Here is a 25,954-nt window from a genome sequence, read left to right as displayed (position 1 = left end):
TAAAATCATTATTCGATTTATGATGTCACAATCTAAATCTTGGTTTCAACAAACTCCTGCTTGGGTGTGGTTATCATTAATTCCGACATTGGGGGGATTTGCGATTGTCTATGCAGGTTATAAATCTAAGACAAAAACTTGGGTTGTTCTAGGGATTAGCATCTCTATATTAGCTTTAGCTTTATCGGCAAATAGTTTAGCGGTTGCTGTCTGGATGGCTCAAATTGGCATTGCGTTCTATCTCAAGAAATCTTATTTAGTTAAAAGTTATCCGAAGAATTTACCAATTCCAGAAGAACAAGAGTTAGGAAATTTAGTTGCCAGTACTCGTGATAAAGTAGATATTAATGAATGTTCAAAACATGAATTAGTTAATTATTTAGGGCTACCGATAGTTTATGCAAATAACATCGAATCATTGATGAATGAGGGATATGTTTTTACTCATATAGAAGAATTAATCGAAATAGCCGGAATTCCCGAAAAGCAGGTAACTCGAATTACACCACTGATTACTTTTGGCTACAACTACAAAAAAGAAGCTGATTTTTCTTGGAAACGATTAAACACATATTCAACTGATGAATTAATTACCTGTGGATTGGATGGCGCGATCGCACAACAAATTGTTGCCGAAAGGCAGCAACGAGGTGAGTATAAATCATTGATTGATGTGAAGCAGCGCACTGGATTACCGTTTAATACTTATCGTCACATCGCTTAGACTGTCGATTCTCCCGCCTTTTTGCAAGGAAGCTTCACAGTAAATCGACTACCTTTACCTAACTGACTTTCGGCGTGGACAGTTCCACCATGCAACTCGACAATTTTTTGCACCATTACTAATCCTAAACCAGTTCCTGAAGAACGATGGTTAGAGGCAGTTTCAACTTGCACAAAAGGTTGAAATAATTTAAAAAGGTCATCGGAAAGCATCCCAATACCAGTATCTACCACACTGATAAAGATATATTCATTGGTAGAACTTGGCTGGGCTTCAATCCAGACTTCGCCTCCTTCTTTAGTAAACTTAATTGCGTTAGTCAATAAGTTGATAAATACTTGGCGAATGCGGCGTTCATCGACTTGGATGGGTTCGAGTTCTTCAGGTATTTGTGCCCTCAGCCGGATATTTTTCTGGAAGGCTAAATCTTTGACAAAACTCAAGCAGAAGTCACATATTCCCGGAATCGAAGTAGCAGCTAGTTGCAGTTCTATTTTGCTGGATTCGGTGTCAGTAATGTCAAGGATTTGGTTAATTAATTCTAGTAGGTTCTTACCGCTAGATTCGAGCATATTTAAAGACTGGCGCTGTTCTTCACTTACAGGGCCGTACACTTGATCTTTGAGTGCCTCTGTGATTACCAGAATTGAGTTTAAAGGAGTCCTCAAATCGTGGTTGATGTTTCCTAAAAAGGTTTTTCTAGCACGATTTGCGACTTCGGCGATTTCTTTAGCCTCACGTAGCGCGGATTCTGCGCGTTTGCGATCGCATATTTCTAAAGTTAGGGCGACAATTTCTGCGATTGAGCTAACGAAGTTTTGCTCGCTCAGTTCCCATTTCCGGGGAATATCAACCTGTTCAGATAATACTGTTCCCACCATTTTGCCCCCAACCCAAAGACTGGTATCAATTAAGGAGACAATATTATTTGGTTCGAGCAATTTATCCGATAATTCTTGTACCCGTGGATCGGTACGAGTGTCAGAGACGGCAATGGTACGAGAAGCTACCATTGCTCTAAAGTAGATTAAATAATCTGTAAGGTTGCGTTCTAAACCTGCCGAATGTTTCTGATTGCTACGTTCGTAGAGACTTATGCATTGTAGCTTGGTACGCTCGCTATTGAATAACCACACACTCACTCGTTCTACTTCTAAGGCATTGGCTGCTTTTTCTGTGATAACTTTGAATGCTGTTTCTAAATTTCCTTCAAAAATCGCTTTGTGATTTGCCAATTCTGTGAGTACTTGATAATGCTGCTCCAGTTTTCGTTCACTGTTAATGCGTTCTTGAATCTCTTGCTGTAATTCTTGAGTTCGCTGCTTAACTTGCAGTTCTAAATCCTCATTTTTGCTAATCAGTGCAGTAAAGGTTTTGCGTAAATATTGCGCCATCTCATGAAAAGATTCACCCAGCACCTCTAGTTCTTGAATGCCCTGCACTTTCACCACCGAGTCTTCACTGTTGGTAAAATCAGTTAAATCTTTTGTCGCCTTGCTGAAGTACAAAATTGGTTGAGTAATCCACCGAGCGGTGACAATCCCCAATATAATCGCTAGTCCCAAGACTCCCAAACAGAGAAAAATGGTAGTTTGAATGTTGCGATTAATTTGTCCCATAAAGTCTGCTTCTGGGACAGCCACGATCATCAACCAGTTGACATTTGCTTCGCCCTGTAATGGTCTAACTTCTAAAAATTGTCGTTTGCCATCAAAAGAAAAATCTAGTTGTTGTAAACTTTGAATTTGCTCAAAGTTATTAAATTTAGTTTTTAAGTATTTAGCAGTTGCTTGAGTCAAAGAATTTCCACTTTGGGAAGCTTTCAACCGAATGGGCTTACCATTTTGGAAGCGGAATGGTTCTTCGGTTGTAGAACTTGCAACTAATAGCCCCGATCGCTCGATAATAAAAATTTGCCCAGACTTGCCAACTTTGATGTTTTGCAGCAAATCCCCAATTTGTGATAGGTGAGTGAGAGTGCTGTTGACTCCGAGTAATTCCCCTTGGGAGTTATAGATGGGAAGAGAAGCACTAATCAGGAGTGTTGGTTCAGTGCGGGGAGTAAAAATCTCACTAAAGCTGAATTTTTTAGCGGTAACTGCTGTGAGATAATCAGGAAGCGATCGCGCATCATAGTTTTTAATCACCTCTGGTAATTGAGTACGTTGACCTTGAGAGTCAATTATGTAGGTGTAGAGGTCGTACCCAGTTGACTGATCGGCTTTTCTGAGTAAAGATTGGCGATCGTTGAGTTTCTCTACCGCGAGATATTCTTGCTGTTCATTGCTTGCAGTTATTGCCAACGCATCTGGAAAAATCTTTAACTGCTCTATTAAGTATGAATCCCAGTTTGCCAAATTTTCTATCTTCAGCAACCCCATGTTGATCGCATTTTGATTACTGCGTAGTACCTGACGCGGCGTTGCCAAATAAGTCTGTAAATTCTGCTCAACTCGATTGGCAACTTCATGACGTAATTCGCTAGCTACCTCATTGACTGCCTTTTGCCCGTTGCGGATTGATAAGTATGCAGTCAATCCCACAGCTAGCAAGATTTGCAGCAAAAACAACGCTACCAAAATGCGACTTAGAGGTACGCCTTTAAACAGGGAAAAAACATTACCTTGCCCAGTATTTTTATTCATTTGCCCACTTTCCCTTCCTGTCCTGTATTACTGAGTACAACACCTCTAGTTTGCTGTCCTGTGGGCTTATGCATAGTTTGTACTCGGTCGGGTCAAGTGCCAATATACCACTTCTGGTAAAAGAACAAAACGTTACTTAACTGCACTGTAGATTTTACCAGCCAAAATATGACTAACGTCCATCACAAAGACAAAGACGCGAAGACGCGATAAATCGCCGTCTCTACAAAGAACTGATTATTGTAGAGACGGCGATTCATCGCGTCTTGCCTTAATTGTAGATATGAAAGAAATTGATGAAAAGCCGAATCAATTCGTAGCTAGTTAAGATTTATGAGTTATGACTGGCATTTTTGAATAAATCTAGCTGTAGACAGATGAAATTTGAAACGTTACTGTTATATGAAGCGTGTTTTTTGGCGTTCAGACAATCTTCCAGTCTAGGCGCTAAAGAAAAGGAGTTAATCACTTAAAAGATTGCTCCTAATTTTATTGCATTCTGTCTACAGCCAGCCCCAAGACATAGGTTTTATACTCATGCTCAACGTATCCACTCACGATTCTCAACAAAATCAGCAATTAATTGACAATACTGACTGGAACGTTATTGAAACGGAGTTTAACCCGGCGCAGTTGCATCACAAAGAAACCGTCTTCACTCTTGGTAATGGGTTGTTAGGAGTGCGGGGTACATTTGAGGAAGGGTATTCCCAAGATTTTCCAGCCGTACTCATCCACGGTGTTTATGATGATGTGACAATTGCTCACACCGAATTGGTAAACTGTCCCAACTGGCTGCCATTGGTGGTAAAAGTAGCAGGCGAACGCTTTAGTATGGACAGTGGTGAGATTCTCAACTACGAACGTCGGCTCGATCTACGCTTAGGTTTAGTTAGCCGTGATGTGCGCTGGCGTAGTCCAAGTGGTCATACTCTAGATTTTCACTTCGAGCGTTTCACCAGTTTAGCAGACCAACACGTTTTGGCGATTCGCGCTCAAATTACATCGGTAGATTTTGAGGGTGAAATTACCGTCGAAGCCGGATTTGACAGTGAACCACATACTCAAGGCATTAAACATTGGCGAACCTTAAACCAAGGTGGTATAGATCAGATTATCTGGCTCAACAGTAAAACTCTCCACTCAAATATTCAACTTGGGATGGCAGCTAAGTTAGTGGTAGATGGTGACGAGACTGCACCCGTGAGCGTTGAAAATGCTTCTAGCTCTCCCATTTTGACAACCACCTTAGAGTTATATCCCGGAAAAACGGTAACTGTAGAAAAGATTGTCACCCTGTTTACTTCACGAGAGACAGAAATTCCCATTGCTGCCGCCTTACAAAGACTTGCTGATGAACCCAGATATACTACCCTATTGGCAGCTCACATTGCGGCATGGGAGCAAGTGTGGCAAGACAGTGACATTATTATAGAAGGCGATCGCTTGGCTCAATTGAGCGTCCGTTATAATCTCTTCCAATTACTTGCTGTAACACCGCGTCACGATGATAGCGTGAGCATTCCTCCCAAAACCCTCTCCGGTTTTGCCTATAGCGGACATATATTTTGGGATACAGAAATATTCATCCTGCCTTTCCTCACCTTAACTCAACCAGCCCTAGCGCGTAACTTACTCACCTACCGTTACCACACCCTACCAGGAGCGAGACGCAAAGCTCAAGAAGCCGGTTATCAAGGAGCGATGTATGCTTGGGAAAGTGCCACTACTGGCGATGAAGTAACTCCGCGCTGGGTTCCGGCTCCCAATGGTGAATTAATCCGCATCTGGTGCGGTGACATTGAAGTGCATATCACCGCAGATATCGCTTATGCAATTTTGCACTACTGGCAGACTACCAACGATGATGACTGGATGCGCGATTATGGCGCAGAAATTATTCTTGATACGGCTGTGTTCTGGGAAAGTCGGGTGCAGTGGAACCAAGAGCGCCACAGTTATGACATCCTAGATGTAATTGGCCCCGATGAAAATCACGATCGCGTCGATAATAATGCCTTCACCAATCTCATGGTACAGTGGCATTTGCAGTCAGCTTTGGCGCTGTGGGATTGGCTCAAACAAGCTTATCCTGAAACCTCAGCCCAACTGGTGCAAAAACTCAACTTAACTACAGAGCGTCTGCACCATTGGGCAGAAATCCAAGAGCGTCTATTTGTCAATCAAGATGCTCAAACTGGTTTAATTGAGCAATTTGAAGGCTTTTTCCAGCTAGAAGACGTTAACCTCGCTGATTACGAACCGCGTAGCAAATCTCTGCAAAGTTTGCTGGGAATTGAAGCCACCAACCAAAAGCAGATTCTCAAGCAGCCAGATGTATTGATGCTCTTGTATTTATTGCGCGAACGTTATGACCATCAAACCCTCGCCACCAACTGGGACTATTACAACCAACGCACTGACCACAGTTTTGGTTCTTCATTAGGCCCAGCCATTAATGCTATCTTAGCTTGCGACCTCAATCAACCAGCTGAAGCTTACACACACTTTCTGCGATCGGCCTTGGTAGACTTAGAGGATGTGAGACTGAATGCCGCTGAAGGAATTCACGCCGCCAGTGCTGGAGGAGTATGGCAAGCGGTAGTTTTTGGGTTTGGCGGCATTCGGATGACTCAATTTGGCCCCGTTGCCTGTCCCAATCTACCACCCAACTGGACGCGTTTGAAGTTTCGCCTGCAATGGCGTAACGAGTGGTATGACTTCGACTTAGGAGCCGAAACAGAAGTCAAAGTTCCCACCTTGGCAGATACACGCTCGAAAATTGTCTAATAGCCCTCACCCTAAATCCCTCTCCCAACCTTGGGAGAGGGACTTTGAAATTAGCTCCCCTTCTCCCAAATTGGGAGAAGGGGTTGGGGGATGAGGGCAATAAACACTGATGTTGTCAAGATAATTTTCTCTGGTGAGATATTAAAATACAAGTATGAATACGAACAAAAAATCTTTGTTCAGAACATTTATGAGATGGGAACTCTAGCTAATAAGCTTAATTAAAGTATCCCACCCAACACTGCTAATCATGTCCAACTTTGCTCACTCCACATTGGGCCAATCTTCTTACCCTCGCTTAACTAGAAGCTTGAGTGCTGTTGAAAGTTGGGGCTTTGGTTTGACAGCTCATATTTCTTGGACAGCATTGGTTCCAGCGATTCATGCTGCTCTCGGTTCCCAAGCTATTTTTGTTTGGATACCTGCGGTGATTTTTGGAATGCTGCTTAATTATCAGGTAAAACGCTTAGGTATGCATTTCATCAATGTAGCTGGAGGAACACCTAACTATGCTACCAAGCTACTGCAAAACTACCCAGGACTAGCTCGTTATGCAGCAATTGGATACCTCCTCAACTGGGTTTCTTACCTGTCAGTGAATACAATCGTACTCAGAGATTTAATTAAAGTAAATTTGGAGGCGCTGGGTATTGTCTGTCCAGACATATTTCTGGATATTAGCTTTACACTGTTGCCCTTTATTGTGGCCTTTAGTGGGACTCGCGCCCTGAGTATTTTACATTTGTTTTTTGTCATTCCAGCCTTTGGATTGCTAATGACCTTCTGTGTGCAAGGTCTTGGCTGGTTGGCATTTTCTCCTGTTAGTCCTGGGTTTTTTCCTAGCAGTTGGTCATCTTTGAGCTTTGTAGATTGGGCAAAGTGGTTCTTTTTCGTCACCTATGCAACCTACAGCTGTGAAACAGCTTCTTCATTTGTTGCCGATAGCCGCAACCCCACTCAAACACTGCGCTTTCTAGACATTGCCGCCTGGATGATGCCACCCATCTTTTTGGGAGGGTCTTGGGTAGTAATGCGGTTGGCAACAAATCCCAACCTGAAAGACAATGCTTTCTTGAATCTTGTGGCAGCTTCCCAGCCATTTTGGGGAAGATTCGCTGGTGTAAGTATTTCTTTTTTGCTAGTAGCTGCTTGTCTACTCGGTTCGGCAACGGTGGTTTCTAATTGCCCGCGAATTTTGTATCAACTGGCTTTAGATAACCACATTTCACCAGTATTTTCCGTTGTCTCCCGTCGGGGCGTGTTTGTCCCAGCATTGACATTGACAATGCTATTGTGCTTAATCTATTTGATTTGGGGAGATGTGGCGCGAATCGTCGCTGTTGGGAACATCGGTTGGTTTGTCTCCTTTATGTTACTGCATTTGGGGCTTTGGCTCCGGCGCGATCGCCCGGAAGTTTTGTTTCCTCGCATATCTCTGGCCATTCTGCTATTAGAAGTTGTAGTGCTGTTCGTGGGCGGATTTGCCTGGGGTTGGCTCAACTTGCTAATTGGGCTATTATTTCCCATTGGTGTTATGGGCATAGATGCAGTAATTCGCCGTGTGGACTTCCCTGCTTTCCATCCTGATTGGTGGATGCGGCGATATCGCACGCGCCCTGTAGTAATTATCAAAGATTCAGTTATTCTTCAGGTGAGTATCCTGATTTTTTTACTGTGCAGCGCCGTGGCAGTTGGTTGGTTATTTGGCGTCAAACTTAATAAAGTAGCAACTGCGGGCGGTGAGAATATATTTGTGGTGCTACTGATGAGCGTGGCATTTGTGGGAGTAGCGATCGCTTGTTGGACAAGTTTACCGCAAGTGGTGGCGATCGCAGAAGCCAGAGAATCTGCTGAACACCTGTTTACTGTCGCCCAGGATGGTATTTTAGTCGTAGATAATCAAGGCATTATCCGACAAGCTAACCCAGCCACCGAATCGTTCTTTGGTGTCAACCCATCTGAGTTACCAGGAAATCACCTCAACAAATGGCTACCTGCATTAGTCTACTATCCAGAGCAGTGGACAAAGCGTAGCGAACAAATTTTAATCGGTAATGGGAAAAACAGAACTCTAGAAGTTTCCATCTCAGATAGACCCCATCAGAATTTTCAAGAATATGTCGTCATTCTCCACGACATTACCCAGCGCAAACAAGCAGAGCAGATATTGCGATATTCAGAAGCACAATTGCGCCAAGAAGCAAAGCAGCTAGTATCTCAACTAGTGCATAGTGAAAAAATGTCCAGTTTGGGGCAGTTAGTAGCAGGTGTAGCGCACGAAATCAACAACCCAGTCAACTTTATTTATGGCAATATCAATTATGCCAATCAATATATCCAAGATTTATTGAGACTGCTGCAACTATACCAGCAAAACTATCCTAATCCAGTCACGGAAATTCAAAAACAAACAGAAGCAATCGACTTAGATTTTCTGATTGCAGACTTGCCCAACTTGCTAACTTCGATGACAGTTGGTGCGGAACGAATCACAGAAATTGTCTTATCTCTGCGAAACTTTTCCCGGTTAGATGACGCAGAGATGAAAGCTGTGAATATCCATGAGGGTATAGATAATACCTTGATGATTCTGGAACATCGCCTCAAACCTAAATCTAACAATCAAACAATTGAGGTAATTAAAGAATACGCCGACCTGCCATTAGTAGAATGTTATGCCGGACAACTCAATCAAGTATTTATGAATCTTCTCGCAAATGCGATCGATGCTTTAGAAGAGGCAGTGGACAATGGTGAGTGGGAAGTAGGGGAAAAAGCGCTTTCTACTCCCCAGATACGCATTCAGACTAAACTTACTAGCGACAATCAGGTAGTTATTTGCATTGGCGACAATGGTATAGGCATTCCAGAAAAGGTACAAAAACAATTATTTGAACCATTTTTTACGACTAAACCAGTTAATAAAGGTACTGGGTTAGGTTTATCTATTAGTCATCAGATTATTACCCAAAAACATCAGGGAAAATTAGAATGTATTTCTGCTCCTGGAAAGGGGACAGAATTTGTAATTGTAATTCCGCTAAATCAGCAAGCTATCTAATTGTCAGCATTATTTGACGTGGTTAAACTTTTAACCAAAATAAAATATAGCGTTTATTGTTTGCATACAATACACTTTGACCTCTCTCCTTTTAGGAGAGATGCTTTAAGTCTTACTCCCCTTCCCTTGCAGGGAAGGGGCTGGGGTTAGGTCTGTATTTCATACAATTGAGAACCACTAGAGGTACAGTTTTGCGTAAAAGCGTAGCGTTTTTAATACAGGATGACGCATTAATAATGCAAGGCGACGCATTAACAATGCAAGGTATCGCCAAATTTAATTTGCTATAAATTAATGAAATTCTGTACCAAGCTGAATCTACTTTTGACATTAGAATAAAAGTCTGGTTATTACTCCGATTTTGGTAGTGAGAGAAAGGATTTGCTCATGGCAAGAGATAAGGCTTATCAAGAAGCAGAGCAGCGCATTGAAAAGGCACGGCAAGAGGGAGCAATAGAACTCGATCTCAGCAACATAAAACTTACTGAGATACCAGAAGCGATCGCATCCCTGACTCAGTTGCAACAGCTTGACCTCCGCAACAACCAACTGACCGAACTGCCAGAAGCGATCGCATCCCTGACTCAGTTGCAAGAGCTTAACCTCCGCAACAACCAACTGACCGAACTGCCAGAAGCGATCGCATCCCTGACTCAGTTGCAAGAGCTTTACCTCTTCAACAACCAACTGACCGAACTGCCAGAAGCGATCGCATCCCTGACTCAGTTGCTACAGCTTTACCTCGACAATAACCAACTGACCGAACTGCCAGAAGCGATCGCATCCCTGACTCAGTTGCAGGTGCTTTCCCTCGACAACAACGAACTGACCCAATTGCCAGAAGCGATCGCATACCTAACTCAGTTGCTACAGCTTTACCTCGCCAACAACCAACTGACCGAACTGCCAGAAGCGATCGCATCCCTGACTCAATTGGAAGTGCTTTCTCTTCGCAAGAACCCTCTTAACCCTGACCTTGCAGCCGCTTACGAACAAGGCACAGAAACTGTTTTGCAATACCTGCGGGCACAGGCAGAAGAAAAAATAACTCTGAATGAAGCCAAGCTGATCCTAATTGGTGAGGGTGAAGTGGGCAAAAGTTGTCTGTTGGGTGCATTGCGGGGAGATGAATGGGTGGATGGTCGCCCCACGACTCACGGGATTGAAATTAAATCTGTAATCGTCACCGATCCCGACAGTGGCACAAAGATATCACTCAATGGTTGGGATTTTGGCGGTCAACGGGTTTATCGACCAACGCACCAGTTGTTTTTCAGCGCGCCAGCCGTGTATCTGGTGGTTTGGAAAGCACGGGAAGGCCCACAGCAGGGCTTTGTCAAAGAGTGGATTACGCTGATCAAAAATCGAGAACCAGATGCAAAGGTGTTGGTAGTTGCAACCCACGGCGGCCCCGGACAGCGACAACCAGACATTGACAGACAAGAAATTCTCGATCAATTCGGCAAAGATACGGTAATCGATTTCTTCCATGTAGACAGCAAACCCAACCAAGATACGACGCATTGCACTGGGATTGCAGAATTAAAAGATGCTATTGCTCGTATCGCTGCATCTCTTCCCGAAATGGGGCGCTCCGTTCCAGCAAAGTGGCAACGGGTGCGGAAAATCTTACAGACAAGTGACAAAGCCTATCTGCCCTACAATGATGTCATTGCCATCTGCGCTAAACAGGGAATCGATGAGGAGCAAGCAGAACTGTTCCTTCGCATCTCCCATATATTAGGGCATTTCATCCATTATCATAACGACTCAACACTACGCAATATCGTCATCCTCAAACCCGACTGGCTGGCAAAGGCGATTAGCTTCGTGCTAGATGATGCAATGACACGTAAACGCAACGGTTTGGTGGAATTTGAGCATCTCAGTCAGTTGTGGAGCCATCCACCATTTGCAGGCGAAGAAGGCTACCCCTCAAAATTGCATCCAATCTTTCTGCGACTGATGGAACGCTTTGATCTATCCTACAAAGTGGTTTTCGATCCGGCAGAAACTAGCAATACCAGCCTCATTGCTCAACTCGTTCCCGACACACGCCCAGAGCCATTACCCAATTGGGGAGAGCAACCGGAAGCGGGAGACAGACAACAGGTGCAAATCTGCCGCATTGTGGATAGTCGCGGACAGTTTGCAGTTGCAGAAGGATTGTTTTACCAGTTGATTGTCCGGTTGCACAAATACTCACTGGGGCGGACTAATTACGAAGACAGCATCCACTGGCAACGCGGCTTAATGCTTGACAATGACTACAACGGTCGGGCATTGCTGGAGTATGTTGGCACTGATGTAAAAATTACAGCCCGGGCAGCTTATCCTGAAAGATTCCTGTCTTATCTCACGGAAGAGATTAAATGGCTAGTCGAGAATTTCTGGGAAGGGTTGCGTTGTAATGTGATGGTTCCCTGCATTGAAACTTGCGGTATGAATGCCCCTGGAAACGGACTGTTTGAGGTACAAAAACTAATTGAAAGCAAAAAGAAAAATCGCCATGAGTTCCCGTGTCCCATTTCCGGGTGTGGTGAATGGCAAAACATCGATCAATTGCTGAATAACGCGCCGACTGCTCAACCCCCATCTCAAGCAATTGGCATTGAGCAGTTCCGATACATTGTGAAAGACGAGTTAAACGTCATCCGCCAAGATTTGGTTATGTACGATCGCCTAGATCAAGCACGCTTTCAGGTATTATCTCAGGAGCAACGCACCATTTTAAGCCAAGTCGATCAGCAGTTTGCAGAACTGATGCAGATGCTCACCGATGAAGCAAAAGACGGCCCGCGCCTGTTCAGCTTTCAGCCTGTCGATCCGAAATTTTTCGATCGCCCCAAATGGATCAGTGCCAAGTTTCAACTCACCCTCTGGTGCGAACACGCACGTCAGCCACTTCCAGCCTTAAATCCCAACGACAAGAAAAAGGGAGTCTATGAATTAGACTTGCCGCGTGAGTGGTTCACCAAGGCAGTCCCCTATCTCAGAATTTTGACTGGAACTTTGAGCTTAGTCTTACCTGTGGCAGGTTCGGCAACTAAATTTATACTGGATGATACTACCTACAAAGCCATTGAAGAACAACTCGATTTGGGACAGAAAAGCATCGAGTCTACTTTAAAGGGAAGTGATATGGCTTTGGCTGGAAAGTCCAAGAGCGATGCCTCATTCTTGGAAGGCGATGCAATCCGCGCTCAAGGCTCGATTTTGCGAGAATTACACGCCTTATTGAAAGAAAAAGATCCTAGTTTTGGTGGTCTAGTGCGGGTGCAGAACAAACGCCGCGAATTTCTGTGGGTTCATCCTCAATTTGTAGATGAATATTAATTGACAACGGATATTAGAGAATGTTTGAAAAGTGTTTGACTGTGATTTTAATCACCCCCCTTAATCCCCCCTTGTAAAGGGGGGAAACAAGAAAAATCCGGTTCCCTCCCCTTTACAAGGGGAGGGTTAGGGAGGGGTAAAAAATATTTGATACATCAATCACGACTTTTCAAACATTCTCTTAGAGCTATTTCGTAATTTTTCATGATTATACAGGAAACAGAATAATGTTGAAGGTTTTTGCTGACCGTGGTGGTACATTCACAGATATTGTTGTTGTTACTAATAATCAAGCAATTATCGATGGAGTTTCAAAACATCCCGAACGTTTTTTAATTGTCCCTCTGCCTAATCAGCAATGGATTATAGTCTACAAACTACTTTCAGAAAATCCCGAACAATATCAAGATGCAGCCATCCAAGGTATTCGAGATATCATGGGGATTGCTAGCAACGAACCCATTCCTACTGAAGCGATAGAAGTTGTAAAAATGGGGACAACAGTAGCAACAAACGCGCTGTTAGAAAGGAAAGGCGATCGCGTCGTTCTTCTCGTCACTAAAGGATTTAAAGACGCCCTACGAATTGGCTACCAAAACCGTCCTAACATCTTTGCCCGTCATATCATTTTACCAACAATTCTTTATGAACAGGTAATTGAAATAGATGAACGCTACGATGCTAACGGAAATGAATTAATACCCATAAATATTGAACAAGCAGGAAATAACTTACAAGCAGTTTACCATACAGGAATTCGGAGTTGTGCTATTGTTTTTATGCACAGCGATCGCTATCCTAAACACGAACAACAAATAGCCCAGCTTGCCCAAGAAATCGGCTTTACCCAAATATCCATATCACATCAAGTTAGTCCGTTAATGAAATTAGTCAGCCGGGGAGATACAACAGTAGTCGATGCTTATTTAACTCCTATTCTGCGCCGCTACGTTAACCAAGTAGCGAGTCAGTTACCCAGCATCAAATTAATGTTTATGAAATCTGATGGCGGTTTAGTCGCAGCCGAACAATTTCAAGGAAAAGATAGTATTTTAAGCGGCCCGGCTGGTGGTATTGTTGGCGCAGTTCAAACTAGTAAAAGAGCAGGCTTCGAGTTAGTTATTACCTTTGACATGGGAGGTACAAGTACAGATGTTGCCCACTTTAAAGGAGAGTATGAACGACAACTAGATTCAGAAATTGCTGGGGCGCGGATGCGAGTTCCTGTATTAGCAATTAATACTATTGCTGCTGGTGGTGGTTCAGTTCTCTTTTTTGATGGTTCTAGTTATCGTGTCGGCCCTAAATCTGCTGGTTCAAATCCTGGGCCTGCTTGTTATCGGCGTGGCGGGCCATTAGCGGTTACTGATGCCAATGTGATGTTAGGTAAAATTCACCCACAATATTTTCCCTCAGTTTTTGGCATTGATGGAAATTTACCTTTAGATAAGGATATTGTTATTCAAAAATTTACCCAATTAACCCAAGACATTCAAGCCGCTACATTAAATGATTGTACTCCCGAACAAGTAGCCGCAGGATTTATTGCGATCGCAGTGGAAAATATGGCGAATGCAATAAAAAAAATCAGTCTGCAACGCGGTTATGATGTTACCCAATATGTGCTTTGTTGTTTTGGCGGTGCAGGTGGGCAAGTTGCTTGTTTAATTGCCGATACCTTGGGAATGAAAAAAATATTTCTACATCCTTATGCTGGTGTTCTATCTGCTTATGGAATGGGATTAGCTGATGTGCGGGCGATTAGAGAAGGAGGAGTTGAACAACCTTTAACTCAAGCATTGATCTCTCAACTACAGCAGTTAATGGCTTATTTAGAAACCCAAGCTAGAAGGGAAATAAATGAGGCACTGAGTCAAGTAGAAGTAATCCGAAAAGCTAACTTAAAATATCAGGGTACTAACTCTACCTTGACCGTTAATTTTGCCAATAATGTGCTAGTAATGCGACAAAAATTTGAGACTGAACATCAATCTCGCTATGGTTTTATTCAATTAGATAAAAACTTAATTGTCGAATCTGCTTCAGTGGAAGTAGTTCAGAAAATGGATACTCCCGAAGAACCTTTAATTATTCGTATCCGTTCTCTAGATGAAGCTCCCGTATCTGTTGAGACAGTAAGGATATTTACTGCTGATAGATGGTATAATACTCCTGTTTATCGACGGGAAGATTTACAACCAGAAGATAGAATTAATGGCCCTGCGATCGTTATCGAAAAAATTAGCACAATTGTAGTTGAGCCTAACTGGCAAGCGAGATTAACTGCACAAAATCATCTAATTTTACACCGTAAATATTAATTAATTCATCAGGATTAGTCTGTAATTTACAGGATAATCATCCAGGCATCATTCTATATAGTTTTTAGCATCCTATTACAATGCATTTTTAACAATTTGGCATAACAAGTACTGAATAACCATAAAATCTCAAAATGCACACAACATCTCAACCCGATCCTGTTCGCTTAGAAATCTTTAAAAATCTCTATCAATTTATCGCCGAACAAATGGGAATTGTGTTGCAAAACACGGCCACATCAGTGAATATCAAAGAGAGGCTGGATTTCTCCTGCGCTATTTTTGACTCATCGGGATTATTAGTAGCAAATGCTCCCCATATACCCGTACATTTAGGCTCAATGAGTGAAAGTGTCCGCAGTTTAATTAACGATAAAGGCGACACCCTAAAACCGGGAAATGTCTATCTATCTAATAACCCCTATAACGGCGGTACACACCTTCCTGATGTCACTGCAATTACCCCTGTTTTTTTGGAAAGTAGTGAAAATACTCTATCCTCCACTCCCCTATTTTTTGTTGCTTCTCGCGGACACCAAGAAGATATTGGCGGAATTACTCCCGGTTCAATGCCTCCCCATAGTACCACAGTAGAAGAAGAAGGAATTCTCTTTGATAATTTCCTCTTAGTGGAAGAGGGAGATTTTCGAGAATCCGCAGTCAGACAACACCTCTCAAATCATACTTATCCTGCTCGTAATCCCGATCAAAATATCGCTGATTTTAAAGCCCAAATTGCTGCAAATGAACGGGGAGTTCAAGAACTTTCTAAAATGGTTTTACAATATGGGATTGATACTGTTCAGGGTTATATGACATTTGTGCAAGCTAATGCTGAGGAGTCTGTTAGGCGTGCGATCGCAGTTCTCAAGGATGGCTCATTTACTTATAAAATGGATGATGGGGCACAAATTAAAGTTAAAGTAACTATCCACCCAGAAAACCGCAGTGCTACCATTGATTTTACAGGAACTTCTCTACAACTAAATAGTAATTTTAATGCTCCCAAAGCCGTAACTCAAGCAGCAGTCTTATATGTCTTCCGTACTTTAGTTGATGATAATATTCCTCTCAATGCCGGGTGTCTTAATCCTCTAGAAATTATTATTCCGGTTGGCTGTATGCTCAACCCAACCTATCCAGCCGCAGTAGTCGCGGGTAATGTCGAAACTTCTCAAACTATTGTCGATGCTTTATATGGTGCTTTAGGTGTTATAGCTGCTTCTCAAGGAACGATGAATAATTTTACTTTTGGGAATGAGCAATATCAATATTATGAAACTATCTGCGGCGGCTCTGGCGCAGGAATTGATTTTGATGGCACTGATGGTGTTCATTCTCACATGACTAACTCTCGTTTGACCGATCCAGAAGTTTTAGAAACCCGTTATCCTGTACTTTTAGAAAGCTTTAGTCTTCGTCTCGATAGCGGTGGCAAAGGAAAATATTCGGGTGGTAATGGAGTTGTCCGCCGCATTCGATTTCTTGAACCGATGACAGCGAATATTCTTTCTGGTCATCGGGTTGTTCCTCCCTTTGGATTAAATGGTGGGGAAGCAGGAAAAGTAGGACGCAACTGGATACAACGTCACAATGGAATTGAAGAGAATTTAGACAGCACAGCAACAATAGAAATGAAAACTGGGGATGTTTTTGTAATAGAAACTCCTGGCGGCGGTGGATTTGGTAAATGCTCTTAAATAATCAAAAATTGCTATAAGCTGGCTTCAACTTCCCCAGAAAATTGAGCATGGCCGAAACCACAGCATCCGGCGACTCAATCAAGAAGCCGTGACCACCGCGTTCGATGACTACAAGTTCAGCATTGGGAATACCTTGAGCAAGTTGTTGGGAAAACTTTAGCGGGGTGAGAATATCTTGTTTACCAACCATAACTAAGGTAGGACAATGAATTTGTTGGAGGCGGTCTATTGTGTTACTACTAAGGATGGCTTGGCTGTGATGATAGAGTGAGTGAGTTGCAGGTGGGAAAGGATATCTGATGGCAAATTCAATCAGACCTTCGATCATGTCAGGAATTGAGTAGAACGCATCTGTAAATATCCAGGGCAATATGACTTTTTCATAAAGTTTTAGGTCTACATTACTAGGAAGTTCGCCCCAAGTCTCGATGATGCTGTTGAATAATGCATCACCTTTTGCTAAAGATGAGAGTAGCATCAGACTTTTTACCTTTTCAGGGCGTGCTAACACTAACTCTTGGGCTATCTGACTACCCATTGAATGACCCGCTAGATGCACCCGATCGATTCCGATGCGATCGAGCAATGCTGCAACGTCACTAGCCATCTGCTTCAAACTATAGGGGTTTTCGGGAGCAGAACTTCTCCCCATACCTCGGTTATCCAAGCGAATGACTTGATACTGCGAAACCAGCGATGGCATAATTAGCGACCAATAAGCATGATCGCAAAGAAAGCCAGCTATTAATAGCAAAGGCTCACCCGTTCCCTTAATGTCGTAGAACAAATCAATCCCGTTAATCTGAACCTTGGGCATAGTAAATAATTCTGCTAAACCTTATTTTTAAGTAGGGATAGACAAGGCTCAACTCCTACGTCTTGAATTTCTCGTCCACCGGAATCTGATAGCCATTAGCAAGACGATTGGTCATATTGGCAGTAGCTGCGATCGCCATTAGCTCCCCGAACATAGTATCATTCATACCCTTGGCACGCGCTGCTGCTGTGTGCGAGGCGATGCAATACTCACAGCCATTCGTCGCACTCACGGCGATATAAATCAGTTCGCGCATCAGTGGATCGATCTCACCAGGGCTAACCATCACTTCCTTTAACGTTTGCCATGTTCGTTGCAGGGTGGGAGGATGGTTGGCTATAGCTTTCCAAAAGTTATTGATGTAGTCATTTTGACGTGTAACGCGGATGTCGTCATACACTGCACGTACTTCGTCGCTGGCTTCTTCGTATTCGATCAGCTTAGTCATGTTTTAATTCCATATAGTTTCCCCAGCGAGTGGGAACCCCTAGATTGTAATACTGAGTTGCAATTAAAGATAGTAATTTGAGTCTTCGAGGCTGAAACTTTTAGCCAATTTCAGGTTACTGAAACGACAGATTGACAGCGCACAACTAAAGCACTTTCTCAATCCAAGCAACACGAGTGAGTATCCAACCATCTAATTCTTGAGCGATAACACTCCCCTCTACTTTAAATCCAAGCTGTTGTAAATACCTTTCAATGTCCAGAGGAATTATTCCTCGGCTGCGACTACTGTAGCTGCTGACAATTAATCCTCCTGCTGGTGCAACCAGTTGTTCAAGCAGTCGCCTCAAGTACTCTAGATGTAAGTTTTCGGGGACATATTCCAGTAATGTGTGTACAAAGTCATACTGCATCGGTGTTTGCAAAGTAAATGCATTCGCAACGACTAAGTTAGTTGCAAACGCAGGTAATCTCTTACGTGCTAGTTCAACAAGCTGGAGCGAAATATCTACACCATACGGAGTTAGATAAAACCCTTGCTCACCTGCCCATTGCATCAAACACTCCAACAATAGCCCATTAGCACAGCCCAAATCGAGAAAAGTACCACTTTTATTGACTGCCTTTAGAATCAGCTTTCGCGCAAATTGCCAGCGTTCAGGTGTACTTCCCCAACCCGATTGTTGATAAGAATTTTTTGAAGATAGATAGGCAACTTCAATCTCGTTTTGTTGAGCATCAAACCAAGCTTTTAGTTGAGAGCTATTGGAAGCTTGTTCACTTTGATAGTCATTACTCTCCATATACGGGCATAAATCAGTTAGTTATCTACTTGAACAGACTAAACGGGAAACTTATATTATTCTGTCAGAGGGAGAAATAGGTAGGGTCGTCCATGAAAAAACTGATCCAGCGTATTAAAGCATTACTCAAACGTATCCTCAAGAGGTCTGCATCCAATTCTCACCAACCATCGCCTCTAATAAATACTCGATTAGAAACTTCTATTCCAACCGTTTCTCCCCGATGGGAATCTGGTTTAGTGCTTGTGTGTGCACAATGTGCAAACGAGCAATCAGGCTCAACCGCTTCTGAAGACTTAGAGAATTGGTTGAAATCTCGTTTAAAGTTTGAGGGATTATGGGGTGATTTTCGGGTAGTTAGCACCAGTTGTTTAGGAGTTTGTCCCCGCATGGGCATTAGTGTAGTTATTGTAAGTAATGGAAGTCACGGGAATAGTCCATGCTTAATTGTAAATCCTCGGAGCGATCGCGAATTTCTCTATTCATATATCAAGCAGAATAAAGACTGACTGCAAAGGTTGTTTATCTTGCACTATATTTTACTCAAGCGGCAAATAAAAAAAGGGGGTGAATATTTTAATTCACCCCTTTTTTCAGGTCATCAGGGAGGTAAAGAATACTTATCCAACCCGTATTAGTGTTATTCCCATCTAAAGAATTACTCTTTTAAATGAGGTATATTTGGTCTTACAAAGGTACCAGAGGAATTAGTGCTTCGGGCATTAGTGCTTGAAGAAGCAGTAGTTGGCGAACTGAGATTCAAGAAATCAATGAGTTTAAGGGTACGTTTACGAATTTTCCAGCGCCCATTTCTGTTGACGACTTCATCTTCATAAGTACCATTAGCGACATCAATGCTAGTTTCTGAACGTTTGTGAGTCGCATGGAGGTAAGAGGTCATCGTTGCTTGATTATTTTGAACTGAAATGTTTATCGTACCCATCAAGTGTTGGGTAGCTGTATAACCATTTCCTTGAAATACTGAATAGACAAAATCTGCCCAAGAATCTGTCCCATAATTTGTTTGAGTTGCCCCATCAGGAAAAATGGCAGTGAGAACTGCATCTTGAGTAAAACAATCTCGATAAATATTCTTTCCTTGTTGGAGATTTCCTCTACCAATGGCGTCAGTTCCCAACGAGTAACAGGATGTTAATTTTTGAATTTCTAGTTCTGCATTAGGTTGAGCCGCATTTGCTAGTTCAAACTTACCTCCAACAAACAGCACAAGAGTGACTGCAAGCACAATCAAAGTTATACGATTTAACAGAAACGAAATAGCCTTTGAAACTATTCCCCCATTTTCTCTTCTTTTTTCCACAAGATGACTTCCTTAATTATTTACGATTTTCGCATCTTGTACTTTCCCACAAACTAAAGTTTAGGCTAATACTTTTTAGCTTATGAAAACTGGCAATATGCTTGCAGATTTTACTAGCAATTATGTTTTATCTCCACTAGAAAAGCTCTTTTCTAGTAAATAACAAAGCTAGTATGTACAAGATTTGATGTATACAATTAGTTATAACAGTTAATTAATGAGCTACAAGTGTTAATTGCGACTAAGTTTGTGTTGATTTGATTAAGTAATAAAGTTACTACTTACATAGTTTAATTAACAACAAAATAAATTTCAGTTTGCCAATTTTCAGAAATTAAATAAAATTACTCTAGCAATCCTGGAAGATTCATGATAAGTTCTTCAACTGCTTGGAGAAGGTGAGACTCTGCGGCTACAACTATCAAAAGTTCCTTATTCTCCTAAAATGGGAATAGAAATTATAAATTGTGTTCCTTGTCCCAAAACTGATTCACAAGTCAAATTTCCACCATGATTTTCAACTATAATTTGCCGACTAATAGATAATCCTAATCCCGTACCTTTTCCTACACATTTGGTAGTAAACAAATTTTCAAAAATACATTCTTTAACTGCTTCAAGCATTCCTTTGGCATTATCTTGAATCTTAATTACCACCTTATCATTATCTACTTGTAGAGAAGTCTCAATAGTAATAGTATTCGGATATTTTTCTTGAATCTCTAAAAAATTACGACCAATATTTGCTTCTTCTAGAGCATCAATTGCATTTGCAATAATATTCATAAAAACCTGATTCAATTGTCCCAAATAGCATTTTACTAATGGGATATCTGCATAGTGCTTAATAATTTGAATGGCAGGACGATTATGATCGGCTTTCAGACGATGTTGTAAAATCATCAAAGTACTATCAATACCTTCATGGATATTAGCTAACACTTTAGAGGTAGTATCAGCACGAGAAAAAGTACGGAGAGAGGTACTAATATTACGAATGCGCTGTGTGCCTACCGTCATGCCATCAATCATTTTTGGTAAATCTTTTAGCAGAAAATCTATATCTATCTCTTCAGCTTTTTCTTCAATTTCAGCGCCAGGATTGGGGAATTTTTCTCGGTACAGTTGCAGATAGTCTATTAAATCTTTAACATTATCTTTTGCTTGGGCAATACTACCTGTAATAAAACCAATGGGGTTGTTTATTTCGTGTGCTACGCCTGCAACTAAATTTCCTAGAGAAGACATTTTTTCACTTTGGATAAGTTGTAGTTGTGCCTCTTGTAAATCTTTTATCGATTGTTCTAATTCCTTAGATTTGTCTTGCGCTTTTGTGTACAAGCTGGCATTTTCTATGGCAATAGCCATTTGAGAAACTAAGACTTTTAATACCTCTACCCTTTCTAGAACAAAAGCTCCTGATGATAACTGGTTTTCTAAATAAATAATACCAGTAAGCTGTGATTGGTACATAATGGGCAAACAAAAGATTGATTTTGTTTGAGATTTTTGGATATAGATATCAAAATTAAAAGGCTCTGTAGCTATTGCATCATTTAACACAATATACTGCTGCGTTCTGAGAACATAGTTAATTACAGACAGCGGTAAATCTTGATATGTTTCAACAGGAATAGAACGTAAAACCGTCACCACATCGTCAGTAGCATTTCCAGAAGCTTCAATATATAGATGATTATCTTTAAGTAGGAGTAGTGCTGCTTTTTGTGCGGCAGCATTTTCTAGTAAAATTTGGATCAGCTTACCTAATAGATTTTCTAAAACAATTTCATTAGTAATCGCTTGTGAAAACTTGATGAATGCATTAAAATCTAGAAAATCGCTCAAGCTGCTATTGGTAGTAGTGTTAGTGGTAATATGAGTGGTATCAATTTTTGAACTAGTGTTTTCTATGGTAGTAGTTTGTCCTACTAGAAAAACATACTTTGATTCTAAGTGTTTAACTTTAGCGATCGCACCCCAACGAATATAGGCATAATAGGCTTTAGTTATGTAAGTTTGATGAATTAATTCTTTACCTAAAGATTGATAGAATTTTCCAGCTAACTCATAGGCTAAAGCTTCTTCTTGAAGAAAACCGTTTAATTGAGATTTGGCAATCGAGTTTTCATAGTAGTCCATTGCTTCTAGCTTTTGACCCAAAACCTGATACCGTTCTGCCTCCACGAGATAAAATCTGTGTAAGTGATTGGTGGGAGCATGAATAGCCCAGAGTTCCATCTTTTGCTGATTAGCTTGGACTTTTTCTAGAATAGCTTGCTTCTCAGACTCTTTAGCAGTATGATATATTGCCAAGTGAGCTAAAGAATCGTAAAAATAAAACACTGGAACAACAAACAAGCCTGTAACACCACCTAAAGATTTTTCTGCGATCGCAGCATTTTCTACAGCTTTAAAATACTCCCCAAATATATAAGAGAGCATTAGCTTATTAACAAATAAATGGTTAATTGTGTAAAGATCGTTTACTTGCTGATGAATTGGCAGCATACTTTGTTCGTCGTAAGCTTCTCCAATTAAACAGTCCACATTTTCAAAACTTCCTTTCAAGTTCAAAACTGTTTGCAAATAAACTGAGTTCCAAGTGAAGGCTACTTGTTGCTTGATTTTTTTCAGTGAATCACAATAAGCTATCAGTTCTTTTTCTAAAACCCAAAGTTCCTTACCCATCCAAAATGAATGATAGGGATAAATGTAACCACAATAACCAGCATATTCTAAATCTCCAGTTTCCAGACCACTAGAATATCCTGACATTGATGATGTTAATGTCTCTCTAATATGCTCTTTCCAATGCATAACATGGGCACTAACAACCGTCAGAATTTTTGCCTTGAGTTCTTCAGCATTAAATTGTGATACCAGGCGTGAAGCTAATTTCCCAAATTTATAGCCAGAATCAATTTCTCCTTGAACTCCACAAAGAAGTAATCCATAAAGACTATAACCATAAGCAGATACAGCTGTATTTCCATAGCTTAAGGACAAATTTACCATTTTACAGACAATAATTGGCATCATTGCAGGAGCAGTTTGAAAAGCTGCGGGGAGAACTCCCATTAAGATTCTCATGGCTGCAATCTTGTTAGGATCGGTCATTAATGGTAAGTTAATTAAATCTGCAATGGCTTTCCCTTTCAAAGAAGCAGCGATTTCATCCATCCCCTGTTGAATATCAGTTGATGTCGGTTCGTCTGGAAAACTTATTCCTAACAATAGCAGAATTGATACTGCTATTTGAATGGCTTCCAGTTGTTTGCTTTGAATGATAGAAGCGATAATTTGTACTTCATAGACTTTCACTTTATCTAAAAGAATTTTGGCTTCTTGCTGCACCACCTCAGCCCACTGTTGCATCTGCTCAAAATCACCGCCCAGATAAGCTGCCTCTGCGGCTCCTTCATATAAACCGATGGTTAAGGCATATTCAGTTTGCCAAGCATCTATATTTAAAAGTTCTATCCCATTTGTGAAGTATTTAAGAGCAGCTTCGTAAGCTGTAGAAGCTTTAGCTTTTCGTCCTGCAATTAAATTTAATCGTGCCAATTCAGTTTTTTCAGATTGCTCTATCAGGTTAACAATACCTACATTTAACTGATTGACGATATCAAAAATATTAGCTTCTATTTCCTCTTTAGGTATATTTTGAAGAAGCAATTGCCCAATTCTCAGGTGAGTAGATTTCTTGAGTTCTTCTGGAATTAGGGAATATGCTGCTTGCTGTACTCTGTCATGCAAGAACTTGTAACCCACCCGTGAAGTGTCAAAATTTAAATTAACCGCTTCTTCTTGATTAAAAACTAAAGGAATGCGGTAAGCTTCACTTAAAGGCAGAATTAACCCCGCTTGCAAAGCCGAGTGTAAATCATTTGCTGTCAAAGAAGGTGATTTTTCATTGACTATCGATAAAACATCCAAACTAAATCTGTCACCCACACAAGCTGCTAATTTTAAAACATCTTGGGTGAACTGTGGTAATTTTTCAACTCGGCTGGCAACTAATTCAACTACATTCTTATCGGTAATTCCAATCGCTTGAATATCCTCTAGACTCCATTGCCATTTAGCATTAGCAAAGTCAAACGTTAACAGCTTTTCTTGATGAAGTGCCTGAATTAGTTGTGTTATAAAAAATGGGTTTCCACCTGTTTTGTTACAAATTAACTCAGCTAATTTAATAATTTCTTGATTAAAGACTCCTGTTTGTTCATCCTGCTTCACCTCTATTTTTTGAAGAGTTTCGGCAACTAGCTGAGTTACATTATCTAAATTCAAAGGTTGTAATACAAGATTATTAACAACCGTGCCACTGTCCTTAATTTCTTCTATCTTTTGGATTAAAGGATGTGTTGAACTAACTTCATTATCCCTATATGCCCCAATAAATAAAAAGTATTTGCTATCGGTATCAGTTATGAGTAGTTGAATTAGATTTAAAGTAGCTGAATCTGCCCATTGTAAATCATCTAAAAATATTACTAATGGGTGTTCTTTTTGAGTAAAAACTTGGATAAATTCTTTAAAAACATGATTGAAGCGATTTTGTGATTCTGTTGCCCCAATTTGGGCAACTTCCGGCTGTGTACCGATGATTAATTCTACTTCTGGAATTACGTCAGTAATAACTTTTCCATTTGTTCCTAAAGCTAATAATATTTTATTACGCCATATTTCTATTTTTTCATTATTCTCGGTCAGCAAATACCGCATTAAATACGCAAAGGCTTGAATTAAAGAAGCATAAGGTATATTTCGTTTTAACTGGTCAAATTTACCAGAGATAAAGTACCCTTGTCTACGAGTAATGGGTTTATTAACTTCATTAACTAGAACTGATTTGCCAATCCCAGAATAACCAGAAACTAGCATCATTTCACTAGTTCCAGATGTAACTCGCTCAAATGCAGCTAAAAGTTCATTAACTTGTTCTTCACGACCATATAATTTTTGAGGTATTAATAACTGGCTCAATATATCCAAACGACCTGGCACAAAATCAGTGATGATTCCCTTAGTTTCTAACTGCTTAAGACATGATTCTAAATCTGCTAATAATCCTATAGCACTTTGATATCTGTCTTCCGCATTTTTTGCCATCAGCTTCATCACAATCTCAGAGATGGCGGTAGGAATTTGTGAATTAAACGATTGCGGGTTTCTCGCTTGAACTGCAATGTGACTATAAACTACTTCTAGGGGATCTTGGCTAACAAATGGTGTTTTATCAGTGAGCATTTCATATAAAGTCACACCAAGGGAATAAAAGTCAGTACGATAATCAAGAATGCGATTCATTCTCCCAGTTTGTTCAGGAGACATATAGGCAAGTGTGCCTTCAACGCAGTTAGGGTTATTAAATTGGGGATTTTCCTTATTGAGACGGGAGGCTATACCAAAATCAGCAAGTTTAACAATACCTGTCTGGGAGTTAATTATGATGTTATTCGGTTTGATATCTTTATGAATAATCTGATTATTATGCAAATAATCTAAAGCTTTAGTCAGTTGAATAGCAATCTTTAGATGGTTAATGAAGTCAAGTTTTTTTGTTTGGATCAGTTGAGATAAAGACTGACCACCAAAGTCTTCTAACAATAATCCTACACGGTTTTCAAAGGTTTCTAGACTGATAGCTTTAACTATATTGGGATGGTCTAAACCTTGCTGAATTTGATACTCATTTTTAAGGCGAGTAAAGGCTTCAAGGGTCGGATATTCATTTTTAAGCAGCTTGAGGATAACTCGCTGTTGCGTCTTTGGCGTTTGTGCTTGATAAATAATTGTTTGGATTCCTTCGTGGAGAGTCGAGTTGATTTGGTATCCAGTACGATTTGGCATTGATTTTTGACTATAAAGTTATAAAATTAGCATCATCCCTGTTCTATCGTGAAAGGGATTCTAGTTTAATTATTCCCAGTACGTAGAAAATTATTAACATTGCGCTTCGGTATCCAAGGGTTGTAAA

Annotated in this window: 13 protein-coding genes; 7 read left to right on the top strand and 6 right to left on the bottom strand. The window is 40.9% G+C overall.

The genetic code is table 11. From position 1 onward, the window contains the following. The first annotated feature begins 19 nt into the window (after positions 1-19). Complete coding sequence (locus V7K61_RS07240) at positions 20-724, top strand: helix-hairpin-helix domain-containing protein (RefSeq protein WP_335052253.1); 705 nt, start codon at positions 20-22, stop codon at positions 722-724. Here V7K61_RS07240 and V7K61_RS07235 read toward each other — a convergent pair. Next, complete coding sequence (locus tag V7K61_RS07235; RefSeq protein ID WP_335052251.1) at positions 721-3,369, bottom strand: sensor histidine kinase; 2,649 nt, start codon at positions 3,367-3,369, stop codon at positions 721-723. The two genes, V7K61_RS07240 and V7K61_RS07235, sit on opposite strands and share 4 nt — an antisense overlap. 537 nt (positions 3,370-3,906) lie before the next feature. Between V7K61_RS07235 and V7K61_RS07230 the strand changes: the two genes are divergently transcribed. The 5 genes from V7K61_RS07230 to V7K61_RS07210 all read left to right on the top strand — a co-directional run bounded on the left by V7K61_RS07230 (position 3,907) and on the right by V7K61_RS07210 (position 16,577). Continuing rightward, on the top strand, positions 3,907-6,159 hold the full coding sequence (locus tag V7K61_RS07230; RefSeq protein WP_335052249.1) for a glycoside hydrolase family 65 protein: 2,253 nt from the start codon (positions 3,907-3,909) through the stop codon (positions 6,157-6,159). Between the two features lie 250 nt (positions 6,160-6,409). Beyond that, the gene (locus V7K61_RS07225; protein WP_335052247.1) at positions 6,410-9,220 is read left to right on the top strand and encodes an ATP-binding protein; all 2,811 of its coding nucleotides are present in this window, start codon (positions 6,410-6,412) and stop codon (positions 9,218-9,220) included. 387 nt (positions 9,221-9,607) lie between these two features. After that, positions 9,608-12,556: a COR domain-containing protein gene (locus V7K61_RS07220; protein ID WP_335052245.1), complete on the top strand. Its 2,949-nt coding sequence runs from the start codon at positions 9,608-9,610 to the stop codon at positions 12,554-12,556. 227 nt (positions 12,557-12,783) lie between these two features. Continuing rightward, the gene (locus V7K61_RS07215; RefSeq protein WP_335052243.1) at positions 12,784-14,877 is read left to right on the top strand and encodes a hydantoinase/oxoprolinase family protein; all 2,094 of its coding nucleotides are present in this window, start codon (positions 12,784-12,786) and stop codon (positions 14,875-14,877) included. A gap of 134 nt (positions 14,878-15,011) precedes the next feature. Next, complete coding sequence (locus V7K61_RS07210; RefSeq protein WP_335052241.1) at positions 15,012-16,577, top strand: hydantoinase B/oxoprolinase family protein; 1,566 nt, start codon at positions 15,012-15,014, stop codon at positions 16,575-16,577. 4 nt (positions 16,578-16,581) lie between these two features. On the opposite strand, the gene V7K61_RS07205 is transcribed toward V7K61_RS07210, so the two are convergent. From V7K61_RS07205 to V7K61_RS07195, 3 genes are all read right to left on the bottom strand, one after another. After that, a complete protein-coding gene (locus V7K61_RS07205) occupies positions 16,582-17,397 on the bottom strand; it encodes an alpha/beta fold hydrolase (protein WP_335052239.1) in 816 nt (271 codons plus the stop codon). A 55-nt stretch (positions 17,398-17,452) separates the two neighbouring features. Continuing rightward, positions 17,453-17,845 (bottom strand): carboxymuconolactone decarboxylase family protein, encoded by a 393-nt coding sequence (locus V7K61_RS07200; RefSeq protein ID WP_292728612.1) that lies wholly within the window; start codon positions 17,843-17,845, stop codon positions 17,453-17,455. A gap of 145 nt (positions 17,846-17,990) precedes the next feature. Then, positions 17,991-18,647: a class I SAM-dependent methyltransferase gene (locus tag V7K61_RS07195; protein ID WP_335052237.1), complete on the bottom strand. Its 657-nt coding sequence runs from the start codon at positions 18,645-18,647 to the stop codon at positions 17,991-17,993. 92 nt (positions 18,648-18,739) lie between these two features. Here V7K61_RS07195 and V7K61_RS07190 point away from each other — a divergent pair, with 92 nt between their 5' ends. After that, complete coding sequence (locus V7K61_RS07190; protein ID WP_335052235.1) at positions 18,740-19,156, top strand: (2Fe-2S) ferredoxin domain-containing protein; 417 nt, start codon at positions 18,740-18,742, stop codon at positions 19,154-19,156. A 149-nt stretch (positions 19,157-19,305) separates the two neighbouring features. Here V7K61_RS07190 and V7K61_RS07185 read toward each other — a convergent pair whose 3' ends face one another. Next, positions 19,306-19,968, bottom strand: a complete 663-nt coding sequence (locus tag V7K61_RS07185; protein ID WP_335052233.1) for a nuclear transport factor 2 family protein — start codon at positions 19,966-19,968, stop codon at positions 19,306-19,308. A 432-nt stretch (positions 19,969-20,400) separates the two neighbouring features. Next, entirely contained in the window at positions 20,401-25,827 is a 5,427-nt protein-coding gene (locus tag V7K61_RS07180) for a trifunctional serine/threonine-protein kinase/ATP-binding protein/sensor histidine kinase (RefSeq protein WP_335052231.1), read from the bottom strand. Positions 25,828-25,954: the final 127 nt, after the last annotated feature.

This window comes from Nostoc sp. (genome assembly GCF_036918015.1).
Classification (GTDB): Bacteria; Cyanobacteriota; Cyanobacteriia; order Cyanobacteriales; family Nostocaceae; genus Nostoc.
Note: the sequence above shows the minus strand (reverse complement) of the source record. Positions and strands in the feature narration are given on the sequence as shown.